The organism is Micromonospora tulbaghiae, from assembly GCF_900091605.1.
GTDB lineage: Bacteria > Actinomycetota > Actinomycetes > Mycobacteriales > Micromonosporaceae > Micromonospora > Micromonospora tulbaghiae.
The window spans coordinates 89742-111008 of the sequence record NZ_FMCQ01000002.1; the positions used below are offsets into that span (position 1 = coordinate 89742).

The window sequence follows — 21267 nt, forward strand, 5'->3', positions numbered from 1 at the left end:
AGGACTCGTCCGATGCCTACGCCCGAAATCGACTGCCGCCTGGTGCTGCGGCACACCGACTTCATCATGCAGAACCACCGGGTTCACGGGGTGTCCCTCCTGCCCGGTGTGGCGTTGCTGGACGTCCTCAGCCGCATCCTGCTCGCCCAGGGCGCCGACCTGGGCCGGGTGAGCGTCGGCGCCATCCTGTTCGACGAGCCGATCGCCACCCGCGACGGCGTCGACCGGGAGATCGAGGTCCACGTCGGCGCCGCCGACGACCACGGCACCCGCGCCGTCCGGGTCCACAGCCGGGACGTCGTCGACGGCGAGGCGGCCGGGCCGTGGCGCGCCAACCTGCGGGCCGAGCTGTCCTCCGGACCGGGGGAGGAGCGCGGCGCCGACATCGACATCGCGGCCCTCAAGGCCGGGGCGGTACGCCGGCGGGACATGGCCGAGCTGTACGCGGCGGCCCGTGCCGAGGACATCCGCCACGGCGCGCCGATGCGCTGCACCGGGCCGCTGCACATCGGACCCGGCTACATGCTCGCGGAACTCGAACTGGAGGAGCCCGCACACTCCGGCGCCGACCGGTTCCACCTCCACCCGGCCATGCTGGACGCGGCCACCATCGCCGCGTACGGCCTGAACGAGGCGGCGTCCGAGGAGCCGTACATCCCCCTGCACATCGAGCGGTTCCGGTCGTCGGCGCCGCTGCGCGGCCGGATGTACGTCCACGTGCCGCACAAGGAGACGTTCGCGGCGTCGCGGGACATCATCCGCAGCGACTACACGCTGCACGACGAACACGGGCGGTTCGTCGCCGAGTTCACCGGACTGTCCTGCAAGCGCATCCGTCACGCCGGTCTGATCACCCGGCTCGTCGGCGACGCGCAGGCCCCGGCCGGTCCGGTACGGCCGGCCGGCTCCGCCACGCCCGCCGTGGAGACGCCCGGCGGCACCCCGTACGAGCAGTTCCGCGCGTACCTGCGCAACCGGGTGGCGGACGCCCTCGTCCAGGACCCGGAGGCGATCGCCACCGGCACCGGCTTCTACGACCTCGGCCTGGACTCGGTCACCATGCTGCGGATCAGCGAGGACCTGGAGGCGGTCACCGGGACCGCGCTCTATCCCACGCTGCTGTTCGAGTTCACCGACATCGAAAGCCTCGCCCGGCACCTCGCCGGACGGTTCACGTTCCGGCCGCCGGACGGGCCGCCCGGCGAGGACGACCGGGTCGACGCGGCGACGCCGGCCGCCGTACGGGTGTTCCGCCCGGTCTGGTCCGCCTCGCCGCCGGCCGGCGCCGGTGCGGCGGACGCGGGACCGCTCGTGGTCGTCGGCGCGGACGACGGCCTGCTCCACGCGTTGCGGCAGCGGACCGGCGGACGGCGGATCGTCGCCGTGACCGGCGGCGCCGCGTTCACCGGGACGGCCGGCGACCGGTTCCGGCTCGACCCGGCGAGCGCCGACGACGTGCGACGGCTGCTCGACGCCGTCGACGAGCGGGACACCGGCGGCGCGTCCATCGTCGTCGTGACGGGCGCGCCGGCTCCGGCGGAGGCGGCCGCCTCCGCGTGGCGCGACTTCGACGTGCTGCGAACGCTCGCCGCGGCGGTGGTCGACCGGCAGCCCACCACACCGCGCCGGCTGCTCGCCGTGCATCTCGACCCGGAGCACGGCGTCCCGGCCGGCGCCGACGCGTCGGCCGCGCTGTGCCGCACGATCAGCGCCGAGACGCCGGTGCTGCGCTGCACCGCGGTCCGCCTCGCCGCCGCCCCGCCCGACGCGATGGCAGCCGCGCTGCTCACCGAGCTGGCGACAGCCGACGGCGAAGCCGCGGTCCGGTACGTGGACGGGCGGCGGCACGTCCGCCGGTACCGGCCGGCGAACCCGGCCCAGGGGGCGGCGCCGCTGCGCGACGACGGCGTGTACGTCGTCACCGGTGGCGGCGGCGCCCTCGCCGGCCTGGTCGCCGAGCACCTCGTCCGGACCCGCCGCGCCCGGATCGCGCTGATCGGGCGAAGCCCGCTGAGCGCCGGCCGCCGGGCGCAGCTGCGCGACTGGGAGGAGCAGGGCGCGCGGGTACGCTATCTGCGCGCCGACGTCAGCCGCCGCGACGAGCTGGACGCGGCGCTCGACGAGGTGCGTACCGCCTTCGGGCGCATCGACGGCGTGATCCACGCCGCCGGCGCCGTGCGCGACGGACTGTACTTCCGCAAGCGGCCGGACGACGTGGCCGACGTGCTCGCCCCGAAGATCGCGGGCGTGGAGGCCCTCGACGCGGCGACCGCCGGCGACGACCTCGACTTCTTCGCGATCTTCTCGTCGCTGGCCGCATCCGTCGGCAACCCCGGCCAGTCCGACTACGCGTACGCCAACGGCTTCCTCGACGCGTTCGCCGAGCGCCGCGCGGCACGCGCCGACCGCCGCGGCCGTACGCTTGCCGTCGCCTGGCCGTTGTGGGCCGGCGGAGGCATGACCGTGACGCCGGAGGCCGGCCGGCGGGCGCGGCGCGACCTGGGCACCGAGCCGATGCCCACCGCGACCGGACTCGACGTGCTGGAGCGGGGCCTCGCGGGCACCGACGTGCGGCTGGTGGTGGCGTACGGCGACCCGGACCGGCTCGCCGATCTCCTGCCCGCGCCCCGGGAGGCCGACGGCGGCACCGGTGTCGTTAGCCCGGCTCCGGCCACGCCGGCGCCCACGGGCGACCCGGTCGTCACCCCGGCGCCGGACGACATCGCGGTGATCGGACTCGCCGGGCGGTACCCGCTGGCCCCCGACCTCGACACCTTCTGGGCGAACCTGCTCTCCGGCCGGGACTGCGTGACCGGCATACCGGCGGACCGGTGGGACCACGACCGGTTCTACCACCCGGACCCGCGCGCCGGCGCGGGCCGCACCTACGGACGCTGGGGCGGCTTCCTCGACCGGGTCGGCCACTTCGACCCGGCCTTCTTCGGCATCTCCCGGCGCGAGGCCGAGCGGATGGACCCGCAGGAGCGGCTGTTCCTCATGGTGAGCTGGCACGCCTTCGAGGACGCCGGATACCCGCCTGCCGCACTGTCCTCGCACCCGGTGGGCGTCTTCGCCGGCGTGATGTGGAACCACTACCAGATGGTGGAGCCCGGCCGCGACGGCGTCGCGCCCACCGCGATGCACGCCGCGGTGGCCAACCGGGTGTCGTACTGCCTCGACCTGACCGGTCCCAGCATGGCCGTCGACACCGCCTGCTCGTCCTCACTGACCGCCGTGCATCTCGCCGCCGAGAGCATCCGGCGCGGGGAGTGCGACCTGGCGCTGGCCGGCGGGGTGAACGTGACGGCGCATCCGCAGAAGTACCTCCAGCTCGCGCAGGGGCAGTTCCTGTCCACCGACGGCCGCTGCCGCAGCTTCGGCCGCGACGGCGACGGATACGTGCCGGGTGAGGGCGTCGGCGCGGTGGTGCTGAAGCCGCTGGCGCGGGCGCTGGCCGACGGCGACCACGTGTACGGCGTCCTCAAGGGGTCGTCGGTCAACCACACCGGACGGACCGCCGGGTTCACCGTGCCCAGCCCGACCTCCCAGGCCGCGCTCATCACCGACGCGATCCGCCGCGCCGGCGTCGAGGTGGACAGCGTCGGCTACGTCGAGGCGCACGGCACCGGCACGTCGCTCGGTGACCCGATCGAGATCCAGGCGCTGACCGAGGCGTTCGCCGGCCGGACCGCCGCCGCCGAAAAGTGCGCGATCGGCTCGGTCAAATCCGCCATCGGGCACCTCGAGAGCGCCGCCGGCATCGCCGGGCTGACCAAGGTGCTGTTGCAGATGCGGCACCGCACGCTGGTGCCGTCCCTGCACGCCGACGACCTGAACCCGCACATCGACTTCGACTCCGCACCGGTCGCCGTCCAGCGTTCGGCCCGGCCGTGGCCGCAGCCGCCGGGCGGGCTGCCGCGGCGGGCGGGCGTGAGCGCCTTCGGCGCCGGGGGCGCCAACGCCCACCTGATCGTCGAGGCACCCGCACCGGCAGACCGTCCGGCCGCGCCCGCGGGACCGGTCCTGTTCGTCCTCTCCGCCCGCACCGACCAGGCGCTTCGCGACTACGCCCGGTCCCACCTCGACGCCCTGTCCGCGCCGTCCGGCCCCGCGGGCGCCGCCGCGCTGCCCTGGCTGCGGGAACAGGCCGCGCGGATGCTGGACATCCCGGTCGACGACGTGGACCCGGGGGAGAAGCTGGGCGATCTGGGCTTCGACCCGGCCCGCCTGCGCGACCTCGCCCAGCGGGCGCAGGAGCGGTTCCCGCACCGTGGCGCCGCGGCCGGCTGGTCGTCGGAGAGCACCCTCGACGCCGTCGCCGCCCGATGCGAGGCGGAGGAGCCTGCGGCGCCGGCCCTCGACGACATCGCCTGGACCTCCCAGGTGGGCCGGACCGCCATGGCCCGCCGGCTGGCGATCGTCGCGGACGACCACGCCGGGCTCCGCGACGGGCTCCGGCGTTACCTCGACGGCGAGCCGGCCGGACCGGACCACGTCTGGGACCGGGCACCGGCGGTGGACGCCGCGCCGGGCCCGGACCGGTGCGCCGAACTGTTCCGCGACGGGTGCCTGCGTGAACTGGCGGAGCACTGGGTGGCCGGCGGCGAGGTGCCGTGGGACCGCTGTCACCGGGCCGTCACCGGCGTACGCCGGCCGCGCCGGGTACCGCTGCCCCCGTACCCGTTCCAGGAGGAGCGGTACTGGCTGGGCGGCTGGGAGTCCAGGACGGCACCGGCGGCGTCGCCCGCGCGGGCCGTTTCGGTCGCGCCGGCCGAGCCGGTCGCGGAGGTCGCGCCGTACGCCGGGACGGAGCTGGAGATGCGGGTGCTCGATCCGGGCATCGCGCTGCTGACCATGCGGGACACGGCGAACACGAACATGTTCTCCGACGGGCTGTTGCACGGCCTGCGGTGGGCGTTCGCCGAGGTGCAACGCCGGCCGGACGTCAAGGTGGTGGTGCTGACCGGATCCGGCGGGGTGTTCAGCATGGGCGGAACCCCGGAGGCACTCCTCACCCTCGCCGGCGGGGCCGGCCGGTTCACCGACATCCCGTTCCTCTACGAGGGCCTGCTCCGCTGCGACCGCCCGGTGGTCGCCGCGATGCAGGGGCACGCCTCGGGCGGCGGGCTCATCTTCGGCCTGCACGCGGACGTGGTCGTGATGTCGCGGGACGCGGTCTACAGCGCCAACTTCACCCGGTACGGGTTCACCCCCGGCATGGGGGCCACCTATGCGCTGGAACGGCGGTTCGGACGCTCGACGGCGTCGGAGATGCTCTACACCGGCCGGTCGTTCAGCGGCGACGCGCTGGCCGCGCGGGGGGCCGAGCCGACGTTCCTGCCGGAGGCCGAGGTGCTGCCGGCGGCGCTGGACATCGCCCGCGGCATCGCCGAGCAGCCGCTGCCGGTCCTCACGGAGCTCAAGCGTGACCTCGGCACCCGGATCCGCGAGCAGATGGCCGACGCCATCGACCGGGAGGTCGCCATGCACGACCGTGTCGTGGGCGAGGAGTCGCTCGGCCGCATCCGCGAGCACTTCCGGCGGGTGGACGGGTTCTCCCGGCCGCCGACCCCACGGGAGCCGGCCGCCGCGCCCGCGGCACCGGCCGACGTATCCCCGGCGCCGGCCGCCGAGCCCCCGGCGTCCGTGCCGTCACCCGTAGCGGTGCCCTCGCCCGCGTCGGTGGCCGCGCCGGTGCCCTCGGCCGTCGCCGCGGCGCAGAACCCGGTGAGCCGGGACGCCGCCGTCAGCGCGGTCGAGGAGGTGCTGTGCGCGCAGCTCTACCTCGACCGGGCGGAACTCGACCGCACGCTGACTTTCAACGAGATGGGCGTCGACTCGGTCGGCGCGGTGGACATCATCCGTGACCTGAACCGGCGGTTCGGGCTCGACCTCGACACCGTCGTCGTCTACGACCACCCGACCGTCCCCGCCCTGGCGGCACACCTGGTCGAGGCCGGTGCGCGAGCGGCCAGCCTGCGCGCCGCCGGCACCGCGGCGGCACCTGACGGATCGTTCGCCGCCCGGCCGTTCCTCCGCCGTGCGTTCGGTGACACCCCGTCCGGTGGCGACGCCGCCGTCACCGCACCCGCCCCCGCGTCGCCCGTACCATCGCCGCCCGCCGCCGCTCCGGCGTGGTCCGCCCCCACGCCGGCGTCCTCCGCCCCCACGCCGGCGTCCTCCGCGCCCGCGCCGGCGTCGCCCGCCGCTGCGTCGGCGTCGTCCCCGTCCGTCGCGGCGTCGCCCGCGCCGGCGTCGCGCCTGCCCGCCCCGGCGGCCGTGATGCCGGCCGCGTCGCCCGTACGCGCCGCCGCGGCCTCCGGCAACGGCCGGATCACCCTGGTCGCGGCCCGCACGGGTGGCGGCAGCGCCCCGGCGTCGCCGCCCGCACCGGCTCCCGCACCCGCCACCGGCGTACGCCCCGACGACCGGCCCGGTGCGGCCGACATCGCGGTGATCGGCATGGCCGGGCGGTTCCCGGAGGCCCCCGACCTGGACGCCTTCTGGGCCAACATCGTCGCCGGCCGGTGCAGTGTCACCGAGGTTCCCGGCGACCGCTGGGACGTCGGACGGTACTTCGACCGGGACCGGCACGCGAGCGGGCGCACGTACAGCCGCTGGGCCGCCTCACTGTCCGACGTGGACGCGTTCGACGCGTCGTTCTTCCGGCTGTCCGCCCTGGAGGCGCAGGCCATGGATCCGCAGCAGCGGGTCTTCCTGGAGGTGGCGTGGTCCGGCCTCGAGGACGCCGGGTACGCGCTGGGGCCGGACCGGGAGAACCGATGCGGGGTCTTCGTCGGCGCCAGCGGCGGTGACTACCTGCGGCTGCTCGCCGAGGCGGGGCAGGACGACTCGGCCCAGGCCTTCCTCGGCAACAGCATGTCGATCCTCGCGGCGCGGATCTCGTACCTGCTCAACCTGACCGGTCCCGCGGTCGCCGTCGACACGGCCTGCTCCTCGTCGCTCGTCGCCGTCCACCTGGCGGCGGAGGCCCTCCGGCGCGGCGACTGCGAGATGGCCGTGGCCGGCGGCGTGGCCATCATGGTCACCGAACGGATGCACGTCTGGACGAGCCGGGCGGGAATGCTGTCACCCACCGGCCGGTGCGCGCCGTTCGACGCGTCCGCCGACGGGATCGTCCTCGGTGAGGGCGCGGGCGCGGTGGTCCTCAAACGCCTGGACCGGGCGCTCGCCGACGGCGACACCGTCCACGCCGTGATCCGTGGCAGCGGAACGAACGGCGACGGCCGCAGCAACGGCATCACCGCCCCCAGCGCCGCCTCGCAGGCCGCGCTGCTGGAGTCGGTGCACCGGCGGGCCGGCGTACGCCCGGACCAGATCGGCTACGTCGAGGCGCACGGCACCGGCACTGCGCTGGGTGACCCGATCGAGGCCAAGGCACTCAACGAGGTGTTCCGCCGCGACACCGCCCGGCGCGGGTACTGCGGGCTCGGCTCGGTCAAGGCCAACATCGGGCACACCTCGCTGGCGGCCGGCGTCGCCGGTCTGCTCAAGGTCGTCCTGGCGCTGCGGCACCGCACCCTGCCCCCGACCGTGCACTTCGACACGCCCAACCCGAAGATCGACCTGGCCGACAGCCCGTTCTTCGCGGTGCCGGAGCCGGTCGAGTGGCCGGCCGGCGACCGGGGCCGCCGGATCGGCGTGGTCAGCAGCTTCGGCTTCAGCGGCACGAACTGCCACGTCGTGGTCGAGTCCCCGCCCGAGAGCGCCGATCCCGTACGGCCGGCGCTGGACCGCCCGGTGCTGGTCCCGCTGTCCGCCATGACGCCGGAGGCGCTGGCCCGGCAGGCGCGGCAACTCACCGGCGCGGTCGAGGCGACCGGCCCCGACCTCGGCGACCTCGCCTTCACCCTCGGGGTCGCCCGGGCGCACTTCCCGGTGCGGGCCGCGGTCACCGCGCGCGACCGTACCGAACTCCTCACCGGGCTGCGCGCACTCGCCGACGGGCGTACCCCGGCACCGGCCGCCGATCCGGCCCTCCGCGATCTGGCCGCCGGCTACCTCGCGGGCGGTGACGTCGACTGGGCGGCGCAGCACGGTGGCCGTGCCGTGCGCCGGATCTCCCTGCCCACGTACCCGTTCGCGAAGGACCGGCACTGGGTGAGCACGCCGGCGGCCCGGCGGCCCTCCGGATCCGTCGCCGCGGTGACGCCGATCGAGCTGCGCCCGGACGACGCGCTCATCCGCGACCATCGCGTCGCCGGCGCGACCCTGCTGGCCGGTGTCACGGTCCTCGACCTGGCGGCCGGCGAACTCGCCCGGCGCGGTCTGCCGGCGCCCTGGCGCCTGACCTCGGTGCGCTGGTCGCGCCCGCTGGAGGTGACCGGCGTACGCGAGGTCGCGCTGCGGCTGACGCCCTCCGGTCCCCGCCGGTTCGACGTCACGCTGACCGGCGGCACGGCCGGGGACGCGCCGGTGCACGCCCAGGCGACCGTCGAGGCGGCGCCGCCGACGTCACCGGGGGGTCACCTCGACACGGCGGCGGTGCGCGGCCGATGCGCCGGGCGGCTCGACGGCGCGGAGATCTACCACCGCTTCGCCGCCGCCGGCATCGCGTACGGGCCGGCGTACCAGGCGCTCGCCGAGGTGTTCGTGGGCGACGGCGAGGCACTCGGACACCTTCCCGGGCCGGACCCGGCGGACGTCGGCGCACACCGGCTGCATCCGGCTCTGCTCGACGGCGCCCTGCAGACCGTGACGGCGCTCGAGGCCGAACGCACCGACGGACCGCTGGTGCCGTTCGGCATCGACGTCCTGGAGGTCACCGGGCCGCTGCGCACCCCGCTGTGGTCGCACGTGCGGCGCACCGGTGACGGCCGGTACGACGCGGTGCTGGCCGGTGCGGACGGAACGGTGGTGGCCCGGTGCGAGGGCTTCGCGCTGCGGCCACAGCGGGTCACCTCGGCGCAGCCCGAGGTGTTCGTCTGCACCCCGGTCTGGCAGGACGCCGCCGAGCCGGTCGCGGCCGGCGACCCCGGCACGGTGGCGGTCCTGCACACGACCGGTGAGCGGGGCCTGGCCGACGAGCTGTGCGCCGCGCAGGCGGGCGCGGCGCTGCGCCTGCCCCTGGACGGAGATCCGGCGGCGGCACTGCACACCCCGGTGGACACCGTCTACGTCGTCGCCGGCGACGACACCACCGACCCGGCCGACACCACCGTGACGCTTGCCTTCCTGCGGCTGGCGCGGGCGCTGCTCGCCGGACACCGCAGCCGCGCCCTGCGCCTCGCGGTGGTCACGCGGGGCGCGGTCGCGACGCACGACGGGGAGGCGGTGCGCCCGAGCGTCGCCGGCCTGCTCGGCGCCGCGCGCTCGCTGGCCGCGGAGGCGCCGGGGTGGACGGTCGGCTGCGTCGACATCGGCCCGGACGCCGCAATCGGCTGGGCGGACCGGATCCGGCGGGAGCCGCTCGTCGAGCCGCTCGTCGCGCTGCGGCCGGGGCGGCGGCTCACCCGCGCCTTCGCCCCGCTGCCACCGTCGCCCGACGCCGCCGCGCCGTGGCGCGACGGCGGCGCGTACCTCGTCGCCGGTGGCGCCGGTGGGCTCGGCCTCGCGCTGAGCCGGCACCTCGCCGCCACGCACCGGGCCGCACTCGTGTGGCTCGGCCGCCGCGAGCCGGGGCCCGAGATCGACGACCGGATCCGCGAGATCGAGTCGCTCGGCGGTTCGGTGCTGTACCAGCGTGCCGACCTCACCGACGCCGCCGCGGTGCGTGCCGCCGTCGCGGCCGCACGAGCCCGCTTCGGCCGGCTCCACGGCGCGGTGCACGCCGCCGGGGTGTGGCACGACGGCACCGTGCCCAACCTCGACGAACGGTCCATCACCGAGGTCCTCGATCCCAAGGTCCGGGGCAGCGTGGTGCTCGCCGAGGCGCTGCGGGACGAGACGCTGGACTTCCTGATCTTCTTCTCGTCGGCGGCCTCGTTCGTGGACGCCGGTGGCCAGGCCAACTATGCCGCCGCGAGTACGTTCCAGGACGCGTACGCGTTCGAGCTGCGCCGTCGCGGCGTTCCCGCCCGGACCGTCAACTGGGGCTACTGGGGCAGCGTCGGCGCGGTGCGCGGCGCCCGGTACGCCGAGCGTTTCGCGGCTCTGGGCGTGGCGTCGATCGAGCCGCCGGCCGGCATGGCGGCGCTGCGGCGGATCCTCGGCGCGGGCGCGCCCCAGGCGCTCGTGCTCCGGGCCGAGCGCGGCCGTCTGCCCGGCTTCGGCATCCGCCTGGCCACCACCGGACCGGCCGAGCCTGCCGAGCCGACCGAGCCTGCCGTCGCCGTCGGGCCCGCCGGGTCCGCCGTGACCCCGGCGCCGGCCCGGTCCGCGGCAGCGGTACGGGACTACGTGCGACGGGTGTTCGCGGAGGTGCTGCGGTGCGCGCCGGAGAGCCTGCTCGACGACGAGACGTTCGAGACGTACGGCGTGGACTCGATGATCGGCACGTCGATCGTGCACCGGCTCGAACAGGATCTCGGCCCGCTGCCCCAGACGCTGCTTTTCGAGCACATGACCGTCGGGCGGCTCGGTGACCACCTGGCGGCCGAGCACGGCGGGCGACTCGACACGCTGCTGCGTCCGCCGGCCCCGGTGACGGTGGCACCACGGGAGGAGACCCCGGCAGCCGGGCCGGTGCCGTCAGCCGGGCCGGCGCCTGCGGTCCCGGTCGCCTCGGCCGACATCGCCGTCATCGGCGTCAGCGGCAGGTATCCCGGCGCGGCGGACGTCGCGCAGTTCTGGCGGAACCTGTCGGCCGGGGCCAGCGGCGTGACCGAGGTGCCCGCCGAGCGCTGGGACTGGCGTACCCACTTCGACGCCCGGCGCGGGCAGCCGAACCGCACGTACGGCAGGTGGGCCGGCTTCCTGGAGGGCATCGACCGGTTCGACCCCTCGCTGTTCGGCATCCTGCCCGGCGACGCCGCCGCCATCGACCCGCAGGAGCGGCTGTTCCTGGAGACGTGCTGGAATTTGCTGGAGGAGACCGGCCACCTCGGCCGGCACACACGCGTGCCGCGTACCGGCGTCTTCGTGGGTCTGATGTACGGCTCCTACGGCAAGCTCGCGGCCGCCCAGGGTTGGCCTCGCGGCGAACTCGCCGGCGCCCACTCGGCGTACTGGTCGGTGGCCAACCGGGTGTCGTACACGTTCGACTTCTCCGGGCCGAGCTTCGCGGTCGACTCGGCGTGTTCGTCGTCGCTCACCGCCGTGCACCTGGCCTGCCGGAGCCTGCGCGAGGGCGAGTGCGACATGGCCGTCGCCGGCGGGGTCAACCTGATCCTGCACCCGTCGCACCTGGTCGCGCTGTCGTCGATGAACATGCTCGCCGGCGCCGACGGCTGCCGTCCCTTCGACGCCCGGGCCGACGGCTACGTGCCCGGCGAGGGCGTCGGCGCGGTCCTGCTCAAGCCGCTCGAACGGGCACTGGCCGACGGTGACGACATCTGGGCGGTGATCAAGGGCAGCGCCGTGAACGCCGGGGGCAAGACGAGCGGCTACACGGTGCCCAACCCCGGTGCCCAGGCCGACCTGACCGCCGAGGCGCTGCGGCGGGCCGGGGTGGAACCGGCGACCGTCAGCTTCGTCGAGGCCCACGGCACCGGTACGGAACTCGGCGACCCGATCGAGATCGCCGCCCTCAACCGCGTCTTCGGCGGGACCGAGGACTCCCGGCAGCCGTGTGCGATCAGCTCCGTGAAGGCCAACATCGGTCACCTGGAGGGGGCGGCCGGAATCGCCGGACTGACCAAGGCGCTGCTGCAACTGCGCCACGGGCGCATCGTCCCGTGTGCCAACCTGGAGACGCCGAACCCGAAGATCGCCTTCGCCGGTTCGCGGTTCCACCTGCCGCGGACGCTGACCGAATGGGAGCGGCCGGTCACCGCGGACGGTGTCGTCCCGCGCCGGGCCGGCGTCAGCTCGTTCGGTGCGGGTGGCGCCAACGTGCACGTCGTCCTGGAGGAGGCGGGCACACCCGCGGCCGGTGGTCCGGCTCCGGCGGCGGGCGAGCAGATCTTCGTGCTGTCCGCGCGTACCGGTGAGCGGCTGGCGGTTCACGCGGCCCGCGTCGCCGCCTTCCTGGACACGGCGGCGGGGGCGGCCCACTCCCTGGCCGACCTCGCGTACAGCAGCCAGGTCGGGCGCCGGGAGATGACCGAGCGGGTGGCTGTGGTGGCCGCCACCACCGCGGACCTGGCGGCCGCCCTGCGGTCGTTCGCGCAGGACCGGCCCGCGCCCACGGTCTTCACCCGGAGTGCGACGCGATCCGGGCCCCCGGCCGCCCTGGAGGACCTGGTCCAGCGGCGGGCGCTCACCGACATCGCCCGCGCCTGGGTGGACGGCGCGGAGATCGACTGGCGGCTGCTGTGGCCGCGATCCCGTCCCCGCCGGGTGGCCTTCCCCACGTACCCGTTCGAGCACCGGCGGTACTGGTTGGGCGACCCGTCCGGCGACGGGCAGCCCGGCGCGGCCGGTGAACCGGCGCCCGCACCGGACGCCGACTGGCTGGTCCGCCGCGTCGAGCACCGGATCGACCCGGCCGTCTACTACTGCGCCCAGCACCGCGTCGGTGGCCGGCCGTGGATGGCCGGGGCCGCCGTGCTGGAGATCGCCCGGCACGCCTGCGGCGACGCGATCGCCGGACCGGGACTACGGATCGACGACGTCCACTTCACGGCCCCGGTCGCGGTCGGCCCCGATACGACGGCGCTGCACGTCGGGCTCGAACGGCGGGCCGACACGATCACGTTCCGGGTCACCGGTACGAGCGAGACGCCCGTCGTGTACGCCACGGGGACGCTGCGCCCGTCCGGGGCGGGCGCGGGTGAGCCGGTGGATCTGACCGCGGCGCGCGAGCGGTGCCCCGACCACCTCGACGTGGACACGTTCTACGCCGACATGGCACGTGGTGGTCTCGACTACGGGCCGGCGATGCGGTCGATCGCCGCGGTGTCGACCGGCGCCGGTGAGGCGCTGGCCCGGCTCCGGCTCGCCCCGGAGGCCGACGGCGACGCCGCCGCCCCGCTGCTGCACCCGGCTCTGCTGGACGGCGCGCTGCAATCCGTCGCCGCCGTGTGCGGGGCGTCGGACGACCACTCGTACCTGCCGGTGGGGCTGCGGCGGCTGGCGCTGCACCGGCCGCTGCCGGCCCGGTGCTGGGCGTACGTCCGCGAGACGACCACCGAGGAGGTCGGGCGCCGGCGCCGCTTCGACATCCGGGTCGCCGACGACGCCGGCCGGGCCGTGCTCACCGTCGAGGGCGTCACCGTCCAGGAGCGTCCGGCCGGGCCCACCCTGCGGTACGCGCGCCCGTCCTGGCGGCCCGAGCCGGTGGCGCCGGCCCGCCCGGAGCCGTCCGTGCTGCTCGTCGCCACCGCCGACGACATGCTCGGGTTCGCGCTGGAGAACCAGCTCGCGCCGGTGGGTGTCCGGCTGGTCCGGGTGCGGCCGGGGGACCGCTTCGCCCGGATCGGCGACGACGGCTACCAGGTGGCGCCCGGTGACCGGGACGACCACCGCCGCCTCGCCCAGGATCTCGCGGCGCGGGGCTTGACGCCCGATGCCGTGCTGCACGACTGGTCGCGCCGCCCGTTCGACCCCGCGGCGCTGCACCGCTCGGTCGAGGAGGGGCCCATGTCGCTGCTCTGGCTGGTCGCGGCCCTGATGGAACAGTCGCCCGGCGCCGCGCTGCGGGCGGTCTACGCCTACGCCGACCCCGGCGTGCAGGACCAGCGGGCGGGCTTCGCGCCGCAGTACGCTGCGGCGTCCGGCATCCTGCGGACCCTGGCCCTGGAACACAGCCGGTTCAGCGGAACCTGCGTCAGATTCGCGGCGGCGTCGCAGCCGGCGGAGACCGTCGCCACCCTGTTGTCCGACGAGCTGGCGGCGACGGATCCGAGCGTGGCCCGGGTGACGTACCACTCCGGACGCCGGTGGCGCCGGCACACGGAGACGTTCGTGCCGCAGGCCGCTGACGTGCCGCCCGGCCGGCCCGGCGGCACCTACCTGATCACCGGCGGCGCGGGCGCGCTGGGCCTGGTCTTCGCCGCCCGGCTGGCCGAGGCGGGGCCGGTCCGGCTGGCCCTGGCCGGCCGCGGCCCCCTGGACGACGACCGGTCCGCGCGGCTGGACCGGTTGCGTCGTGGCGGCTCGGACGTCCGCTACTACCGGGCCGACCTGGCCGACCCGGGGGCGGCGGAGCGGCTGGTGGCCGCCGTGCGCTCCGACCTCGGCCCGGTGCACGGCGTCGTCCACGCCGCAGGCCTGCACCGCGATGCACGGGCGGTGCACAAGACCCGCGAACAGTTCGAGGAGGTCGTCGCCCCGAAGACGGCAGGCGTCGTCGCGCTCGACGCCGCCACGCGGGACGAACCGCTCGACTTCTTCGTGCTGTTCTCGTCGGTCGTGGCCGAGAGCGGTAACCCGGGGCAGGCGGACTACGCCTACGCCAACGCGTTCCTCGACGAGTTCGCCGAGGTACGGGAGCAGTGGCGGGCGGCGGGCCGCCGCCGGGGCCGTACCCGCAGCATCGGATGGCCGCTCTGGCAGGAGGGCGGGATGACTGTGGACGACGCCACCCGCACGCTGCTCGCCCAGCGCTGGGGCATGGTCCCGATGAGCACCGCGGCCGGCCTGGGGGCCTTCGACGTGATCCTGGCCGGGGACGACACCTCGGTCGCCGTCGTCCAGGGCGACCGCTCGGCGCCGCCCGCGTCGCGGCGCTCCCCGGCGGCCGGGACCGGCGCGCCCGCGGGGGAGGTCGACCGGGCCGCGGTCGAGGCGGCTCTGCGGGAGATGGCCTCCGGATTCCTGCTCGTCGAGCCGGCCGAGGTCGACCTCGACGCGGAACTCATGGAACTGGGATTCGACTCCATCTCGCTGACCCGGCTCGTCAACGCGGTCAACGAGCGGTACGACCTCGACCTCCTGCCGACCGTACTGTTCGAGAACCCGCGCCTGACCGGACTCGCCGAGTTCCTCTGCGAGGAGCACGGCGACCGGATCGCGGCGGCGACGGCGGCGGACGACCCGGTGTCGGCGCCCGGACCGGTCGCGGCTGCGGACCCCGCTCCGGCGCCCGTCCCCGTGACGCCGAAGGAGACGGACGACGGCCGGGCGGTGGCGGTCATCGGGATGGCGGGCACACTGCCGGGCTCCGCGGACCTCGACGAGTTCTGGGAGCACCTGGTGGCCGGGCACGACCTCGTCCGCGAGGTGCCCGCGGACCGGGAGGCGCTGCGCGGCGACCCCCTCACCCGTACGGTGCGCGGCGGCTTCCTCGACCGCGTCGACCTGTTCGACGCGCGGCAGTTCGGCATCTCTCCGCGCGAGGCCGCCCTGATGGACCCGCAGCAGCGGATCTTCCTCCAGACCGTGTGGCGTGCCGTGCAGGACGCGGGCTACCGCCCGTCGCAGCTCGCCGGCACCGCGACCGGGCTCTTCGCCGGCGTGTCCACCACCGACTACGACGAGCTGTTGCGGGAGAACGGCGTCAGGATCGAGGCGCACACCGCGACCGGCATCGCCCACGCCATCCTGGCCAACCGCGTCTCGTACCTGCTGGACCTGCACGGTCCGAGCGAGGCGATCGACACGGCCTGCTCCAGCTCGCTCGTCGCCATCCACCGCGCGGTGCGCGCCCTGCGCGACGGCGAGTGCGACGTGGCCATCGCGGGCGGCGTCAACGTGATGCTCAGCCCGGGTCTCTTCTCGGCCTTCACCCAATCCGGCATGCTCAGCCCGGACGGACGGTGCAAGGTCTTCGACGAGTCCGCCGACGGGTACGTCCGTGGCGAGGGCGCCGGGGCGATCGTGCTCAAGCCGCTGGACCGGGCACTGGCCGACGGCGACCACGTGTACGCCGTGGTCAAGGGCACCGCCGTCAACCACGGCGGCCGGGCGACGTCGCTGACCGCCCCGAATCCCGCCGCCCAGGCGCGCGTCATCGTGCAGGCGCACCGGGACGCCGGGGTGCACCCGTCGGCGCTGACCTACCTGGAGGCGCACGGCACCGGGACCGGCCTGGGCGACCCGGTGGAGATCGAGGGCATCAAGAAGGCGCTGACCGGCCTGTACGCCGATCGCGGCGAGCCGGTGCCGGCCGAACCCGGTGTGGCCCTCGGATCGGTCAAGACGAACATCGGCCACCTGGAGTCGGCGGCCGGTATCGCCGGGGTGCTCAAGGTGCTGCTCGCGCTGCGGCACCGGACGCTACCGGCCAGCCTGCACCTGCGCCGGCTCAACCCGTACATCCGGCTCGACGGCACGCCGCTGTACGTCAACGAGCGCGCACGCCCCTGGGACAGCGACGCGCCACGGCTGGCCGGGGTCAGCTCGTTCGGCTTCGGCGGGACGAACGCGCACGTCCTGATCGAGGAGCACAGCCCGGCCCCGGCGCCACGGACATCGACACCCGCCGGCGGACACCTGCTCGTGCTGTCCGCGCCGGCCGCCGAGGCGCTCGCCTCGTACGCCGACCGGATGGCCCGCCACCTGCGCCGGCATCCCGGCACCGACCTGGCCGCGCTGACCTTCACGCTCCAGACCGGCCGGGAGGAGTACGCCGAGCGGCTGGCAGTGGTGGCGGACGACCTCGACGGACTGGTCCGGGCGCTGAGCCGGGCGGCCGACGGCGGCACCGCACCCGGCCTCTACCGGGCGACGGCGTCGTCGCGTGGGCCGGGTTCCGCCGTGGCCGCCACCGCGGACCCGCACGAGGTGGCGGCCGGGTGGACCGAGGGCGCATCCGTGGACTGGCCGGCGCGCTGGCCGGAGCCACGGCCGGTCCGGCTGCCCCTGCCGGCCATGCCGCTCACCGAGCTGCGCCACTGGTTCGACAGTCGGCGGCCGGACGCCCCCGCACCGGTCGCACCGGTCGAGCCCTCGCCGGTCGCGCCGCCGCTCCGGTCCGTGACGGAGGCGCCCACCACGCGGCTCACCCCGGTCGCCGCCGTGGTGCCGCAACCGCCGGCCCGGCCGGCCCGGGCCGCCGTGGCGGCGGTCAACGGCGCAGGCGGCCGGCCGAGGATCAGCCTGAGCGCACCCGGGACGCTGGTGCTCGCCGAACCGACGGAGCCGCTGGAGGCACCCGCCCTCGACATCACCGCCCGCACCCTCACCCAGCCCACCGCACCGGCGCCCGCGCAGCCCACCGCACCGGCTCCCGAGTACGCCCCCGCACCGGTGCCCGAGCCCGCCCCGGCGTCGGCTCTCGAGTCCGTCGCCGCGCCGGAGGCCGGGGATCTGAGGCAGGTCGCCGACTTCCTGCGGGAGCAGCTCGGCCGGATCCTCGGCATGCCGCCCGGGGACATCGGGGTGGACGAGTCCATCTCCGGTCTCGGCCTGGACTCGATCCTGCGCACCGACCTCGCCCGCGTCGTCAACGACGCCTACGGCCTGCGCCTCAAGGCTGCCGAGGTCTACGACGTCGACACGGTCTCGGAGCTCGCCACGTTCATCGCCACCCGACGCGCCGCGTCCGCACCGGCCGCGCCGAGCCCGGCTGCGCCGATTCCGGCCGCAGAGAGCCCGGACACGCCGAGTGCGGCCGCACCGGGCCAGGCCGCGCCGACCCGGGCCCCGGCCCCGACCTCGGCCACGTCCGTACCGGCCGCACCGGCCGCGCACGAGCCGGCACCGGCGGACCCGCGCACCGTGGAAGGACTGCTCGCGACGCTGATCAGCGACCTGGTGGGCCGTCCGGTCGACGGCGGCCGGACGTTCCAGGACGACGGCTTCACCTCGTTCGACATGCTGAAGGTCGTCGCGGCGCTGGAGAAGCGCTTCGGATCGCTGCGCAAGACGCTGCTGTTCGACCAGCCGACAGTGGGCCGGCTCGCGGCCTTCCTGACCGAGGCCCACGGGGTACGGGCGGTCGAGCGCCTCCGGCACGCCGGACCGGACGGACCGGCCCGGGACACCGCCGTCGCCGGTCCGCCACCGGAGGACGACGGTCCGGTCGTGGTGGCCAAGCGGGACCTGCCCGCGCAACCCGGCCTCGCGGCGACCGTCGCCGAGCTGGAACGCCGGTACGGCAAGGAGGGCGGCCTGCCCGGCCGGGACATCGCGCCGCTGATCTTCCTCGGCGCCGACCGGGACGGGTACTTCAACTTCTCCCGGCGCGACGACATCGTGCTGGCCTGGAGCTACGTCGGCTCCGAGGAACGCTTCCCGGCGCTCACCGCACAGTGGACGGCCTGGGCGAGGCGCAACGGCCTCAAGCCGAGCCTGCTGTCGATGATCCGGCTGACCGAGGTCGACGGCGTTCCCTTCTCGGCCACCCCGTTCGGCGCCGTCCAGCGTCTCGAGGACCTGCCCGGCTTCACCCTCAAGGGCAACCGGCTGCAACGGCTGCGCAACCTGGTCAACCGCTTCGAGCGGGCCGGGCAGTGCCGGACCAGCGAGTACCGGGTGGGCTCCGACCCCCAGGTCGACCGGCAGATCGTCGACCTGGTCGACCAGTGGGCGGGCACGAAGGACATGGTCAACCCGTACGTGCGGACGGTCCGCGCCGAGTTGCTCGCCGGCCGGCTCCAGCCGCGGCACCGGATGTTCCTCACCCACCTGGACGGCCGCCCGGTCAACGCGGTCATCGTCACCCGGATCCCGTCCGAGAACGGCCACCTGCTGGACCTGGAGTTCTACGCGGCGGACGCGCCGATGGGCGGCCTCGACTACGCGATCGTCCGGATCATCGAGACGCTCGCCGCCGAGGGCGACACGATGTTCAGCTTCGGAGCGACGATCGGCGCGAAGATCTGTGAGTCGCCGAACGCCGACCCGTCGGTGGCCGGGGCGCTGGACGAGCTGCGGTCGCTCGGCATCTTCACCGGCGAGGGCAACTTCCGGTTCAAGAACAAGTTCCGTCCGACCAACCTGCCGGTGTACCTGTGCCAGCCGGCGGACTCCGCGCCGGTGGACGTCACGAACATCATCCTGCTGATCGCGAACCCCACGACGGCCGCCGCCGCCGACGGGCAGCCCGCCGGGCCCGCGCCCGCACCGGAGGCGCCCACCGCGCCGGCCCCCGCGCCGGTGTCCTCCGCGCCGCGGACCGCCGCCGCGGACGCCGCCGTGCCGCAGGCCCTGCCCACCGACGCGGCCGGACGCGAACGCGTACTGGCGGCGCACAACTGGAACGTCCTGCGGCTACCGCACCACCTGGTCGAGTTCGACCTGCTCACCGACTCGTGGGCCGAGCTGGCGGCGGACTTCGTCGAGCGGGGAACGGCGGCCCTGACGACCGGCGCGGCCGACGGCGCCGACCCGGTCGAGCGGTTGCGCAGGACGTTGCAGTTCGACCACGTGACGATCACCCCGTCCGGCCGGGCCGCGGAGGCCCGCCTGCTCGGGTGCTGGCCGACCGCCGACCGGGTGGTGGTCTGCAACGCCCTCTTCCCGTCCTGGACGTACAACCAGATCGACCACGGCATGTCCCCTGCGGTGGTGCGTACGGCGGCGGCCTCCGGCGCGCCGGGGGACACGGTGTTCCGCGGTGACATCGACCTGGCCGACCTGCGGCGGGTGCTCGCCGGCAACGCCGGACGGGTGGCGTTCGTCTGCGTCGAGCTGAGCACCAACGCCGGTGGCGGTTGGCCGGTGTCGCTGGCGAACCTGAAGCAGGTCCGGGAGGCGGCCGACGCGCACGGCGTCCCGCTGATCCTGGACGCCGCCCGCGTCGTCGAGAACGCGGCGTTCATCGTCGAGCACGAGCCGGCGTACCGGGGCCGGGGCGTCTGGGACGTGGCGCTGGAGCTGCTGCACTGCGCGGACGGCATCACCATGAGCGTGTCCAAGGACTTCGGCGTCGGAGTCGGCGGGCTGGTGGCGACGCGGCTGCGGCCGCTGGCGGACCGCCTGGCCGAGCAGGCGTCGCTGCGTGGCCAGGACCTGAACCTCGCCAACCGCGAGCTGGTCGCGCGGGCCGTCGGCGGCACCGGCCGGGTGGTGGAGCAGGTACGCGAGCGGATGCGCGCCACCCGTCTGCTGCACGAGGCCCTGCGCGACGCCGGTGCGCCCGTCGCCGGCCCGCCCGGCGGCCACTGCGTACTGCTGGACGTGTCGGCGGTGCCGGCGTTGCGCGACCTGCGGCATCCCGTGCCCGCCGCGCTGGCCTGGCTGTACCGCGGAGCCGGCGTGCGGTGCGCGCCGCACCTGGCCGGCGTCGGAGAGGACGCGGCCGCGATCGCCGGCCGCTACCTGCGGCTGGCGGTTCCGGTGGGTCTGCCGGTGCCGGCCGTCCGGGGCCTCGCGCGCCGGCTGGCCGCCCTGTTCCGTGACCCCGGCGTGGTGACCGACCTGATGCCGGTGCCGGCCGAACCCGGCGGCGGCCCGGCGGTCGCGGCCGACACCGCGTACTACCCGATGGACCGGATGCCCGACGACATCCGCGAGGCGATCGAGGAGGGACACCGGCCCCACGACGACAACCTGGCGGTGTTGCGCGAGTACCGGCCGGACGTACGCCGTCGCCTGATCCCCGCCGACGACGGGGACGTGGAGGTCTTCACCGCCGGGACCGGCCCCACCGTGGTGCTCATGCACCCGTTCAACATCGGCGCGGGCTTCTTCGGGCCGCAGATGCGTGACCTCGCGGACCGGTACCAGGTGGTGGTCGTGCACTACCCGGGCGTCGGCGCCACCCGGGCGTCGGGCGACCTGTCGGTGCGAGGGCTGGCCGACCGCATGCACCGGACGCTGCGCCGTCTGGACGTCACGTGGCCCCTGCACGTGGGCGGCGCCTCGTTCGGCGGCCTGATGGCGATGGCGTTCACCCTCGACCACCCGGACGACGTGGCGTCGCTGACCCTGATCGGCAGCTCGTACAAGGTCGGCAACCGGTCGGGGGAGATGAACCGGCTCTCCGTGGTCGCGGGCGAGGACTTCGACACGCTGATGCGGCACGCCGACCCGGCGGAGATCGAGGGCACCCGGCAGCGGCTGGAGGATCTGCTGCTGCGCTGCGAGAGCATGGACCCGCAGACCGGCCTGCGCTACCTCGACGAGTTCACGGCCGACCCCGGGCTGGTGCCGCGGCTCGGCGAGATCCGGACGCCGACGCTCATCGTGCACGGCCGGCACGACACGGTGGTGCCGGTCCGCACCGGTCACCTCCTGCACGGCCTGATCGACACCGCCCGGTACGAGGAGTTCGCCGACGCCGGGCACTTCCCGAGCCTCACCGCGTCCCGGCGCTTCAACGACCTGCTGGCGCACTTCCTCGACCAGGCCGGCCGTCCGTGACGGCGACGACGAAGGAGA

At 75.4% G+C, this 21267-nt stretch carries 1 protein-coding gene; it reads left to right on the forward strand.

Going from position 1 to position 21267, the window contains the following annotated elements:
* Window positions 1–12: 12 nt before the first annotated feature.
* Window positions 13–21249, forward strand: coding sequence for an SDR family NAD(P)-dependent oxidoreductase (locus GA0070562_RS05770; RefSeq protein ID WP_091416428.1), 21237 nt, complete (start codon window positions 13–15; stop codon window positions 21247–21249).
* The last annotated feature ends 18 nt before the right edge of the window (window positions 21250–21267 follow it).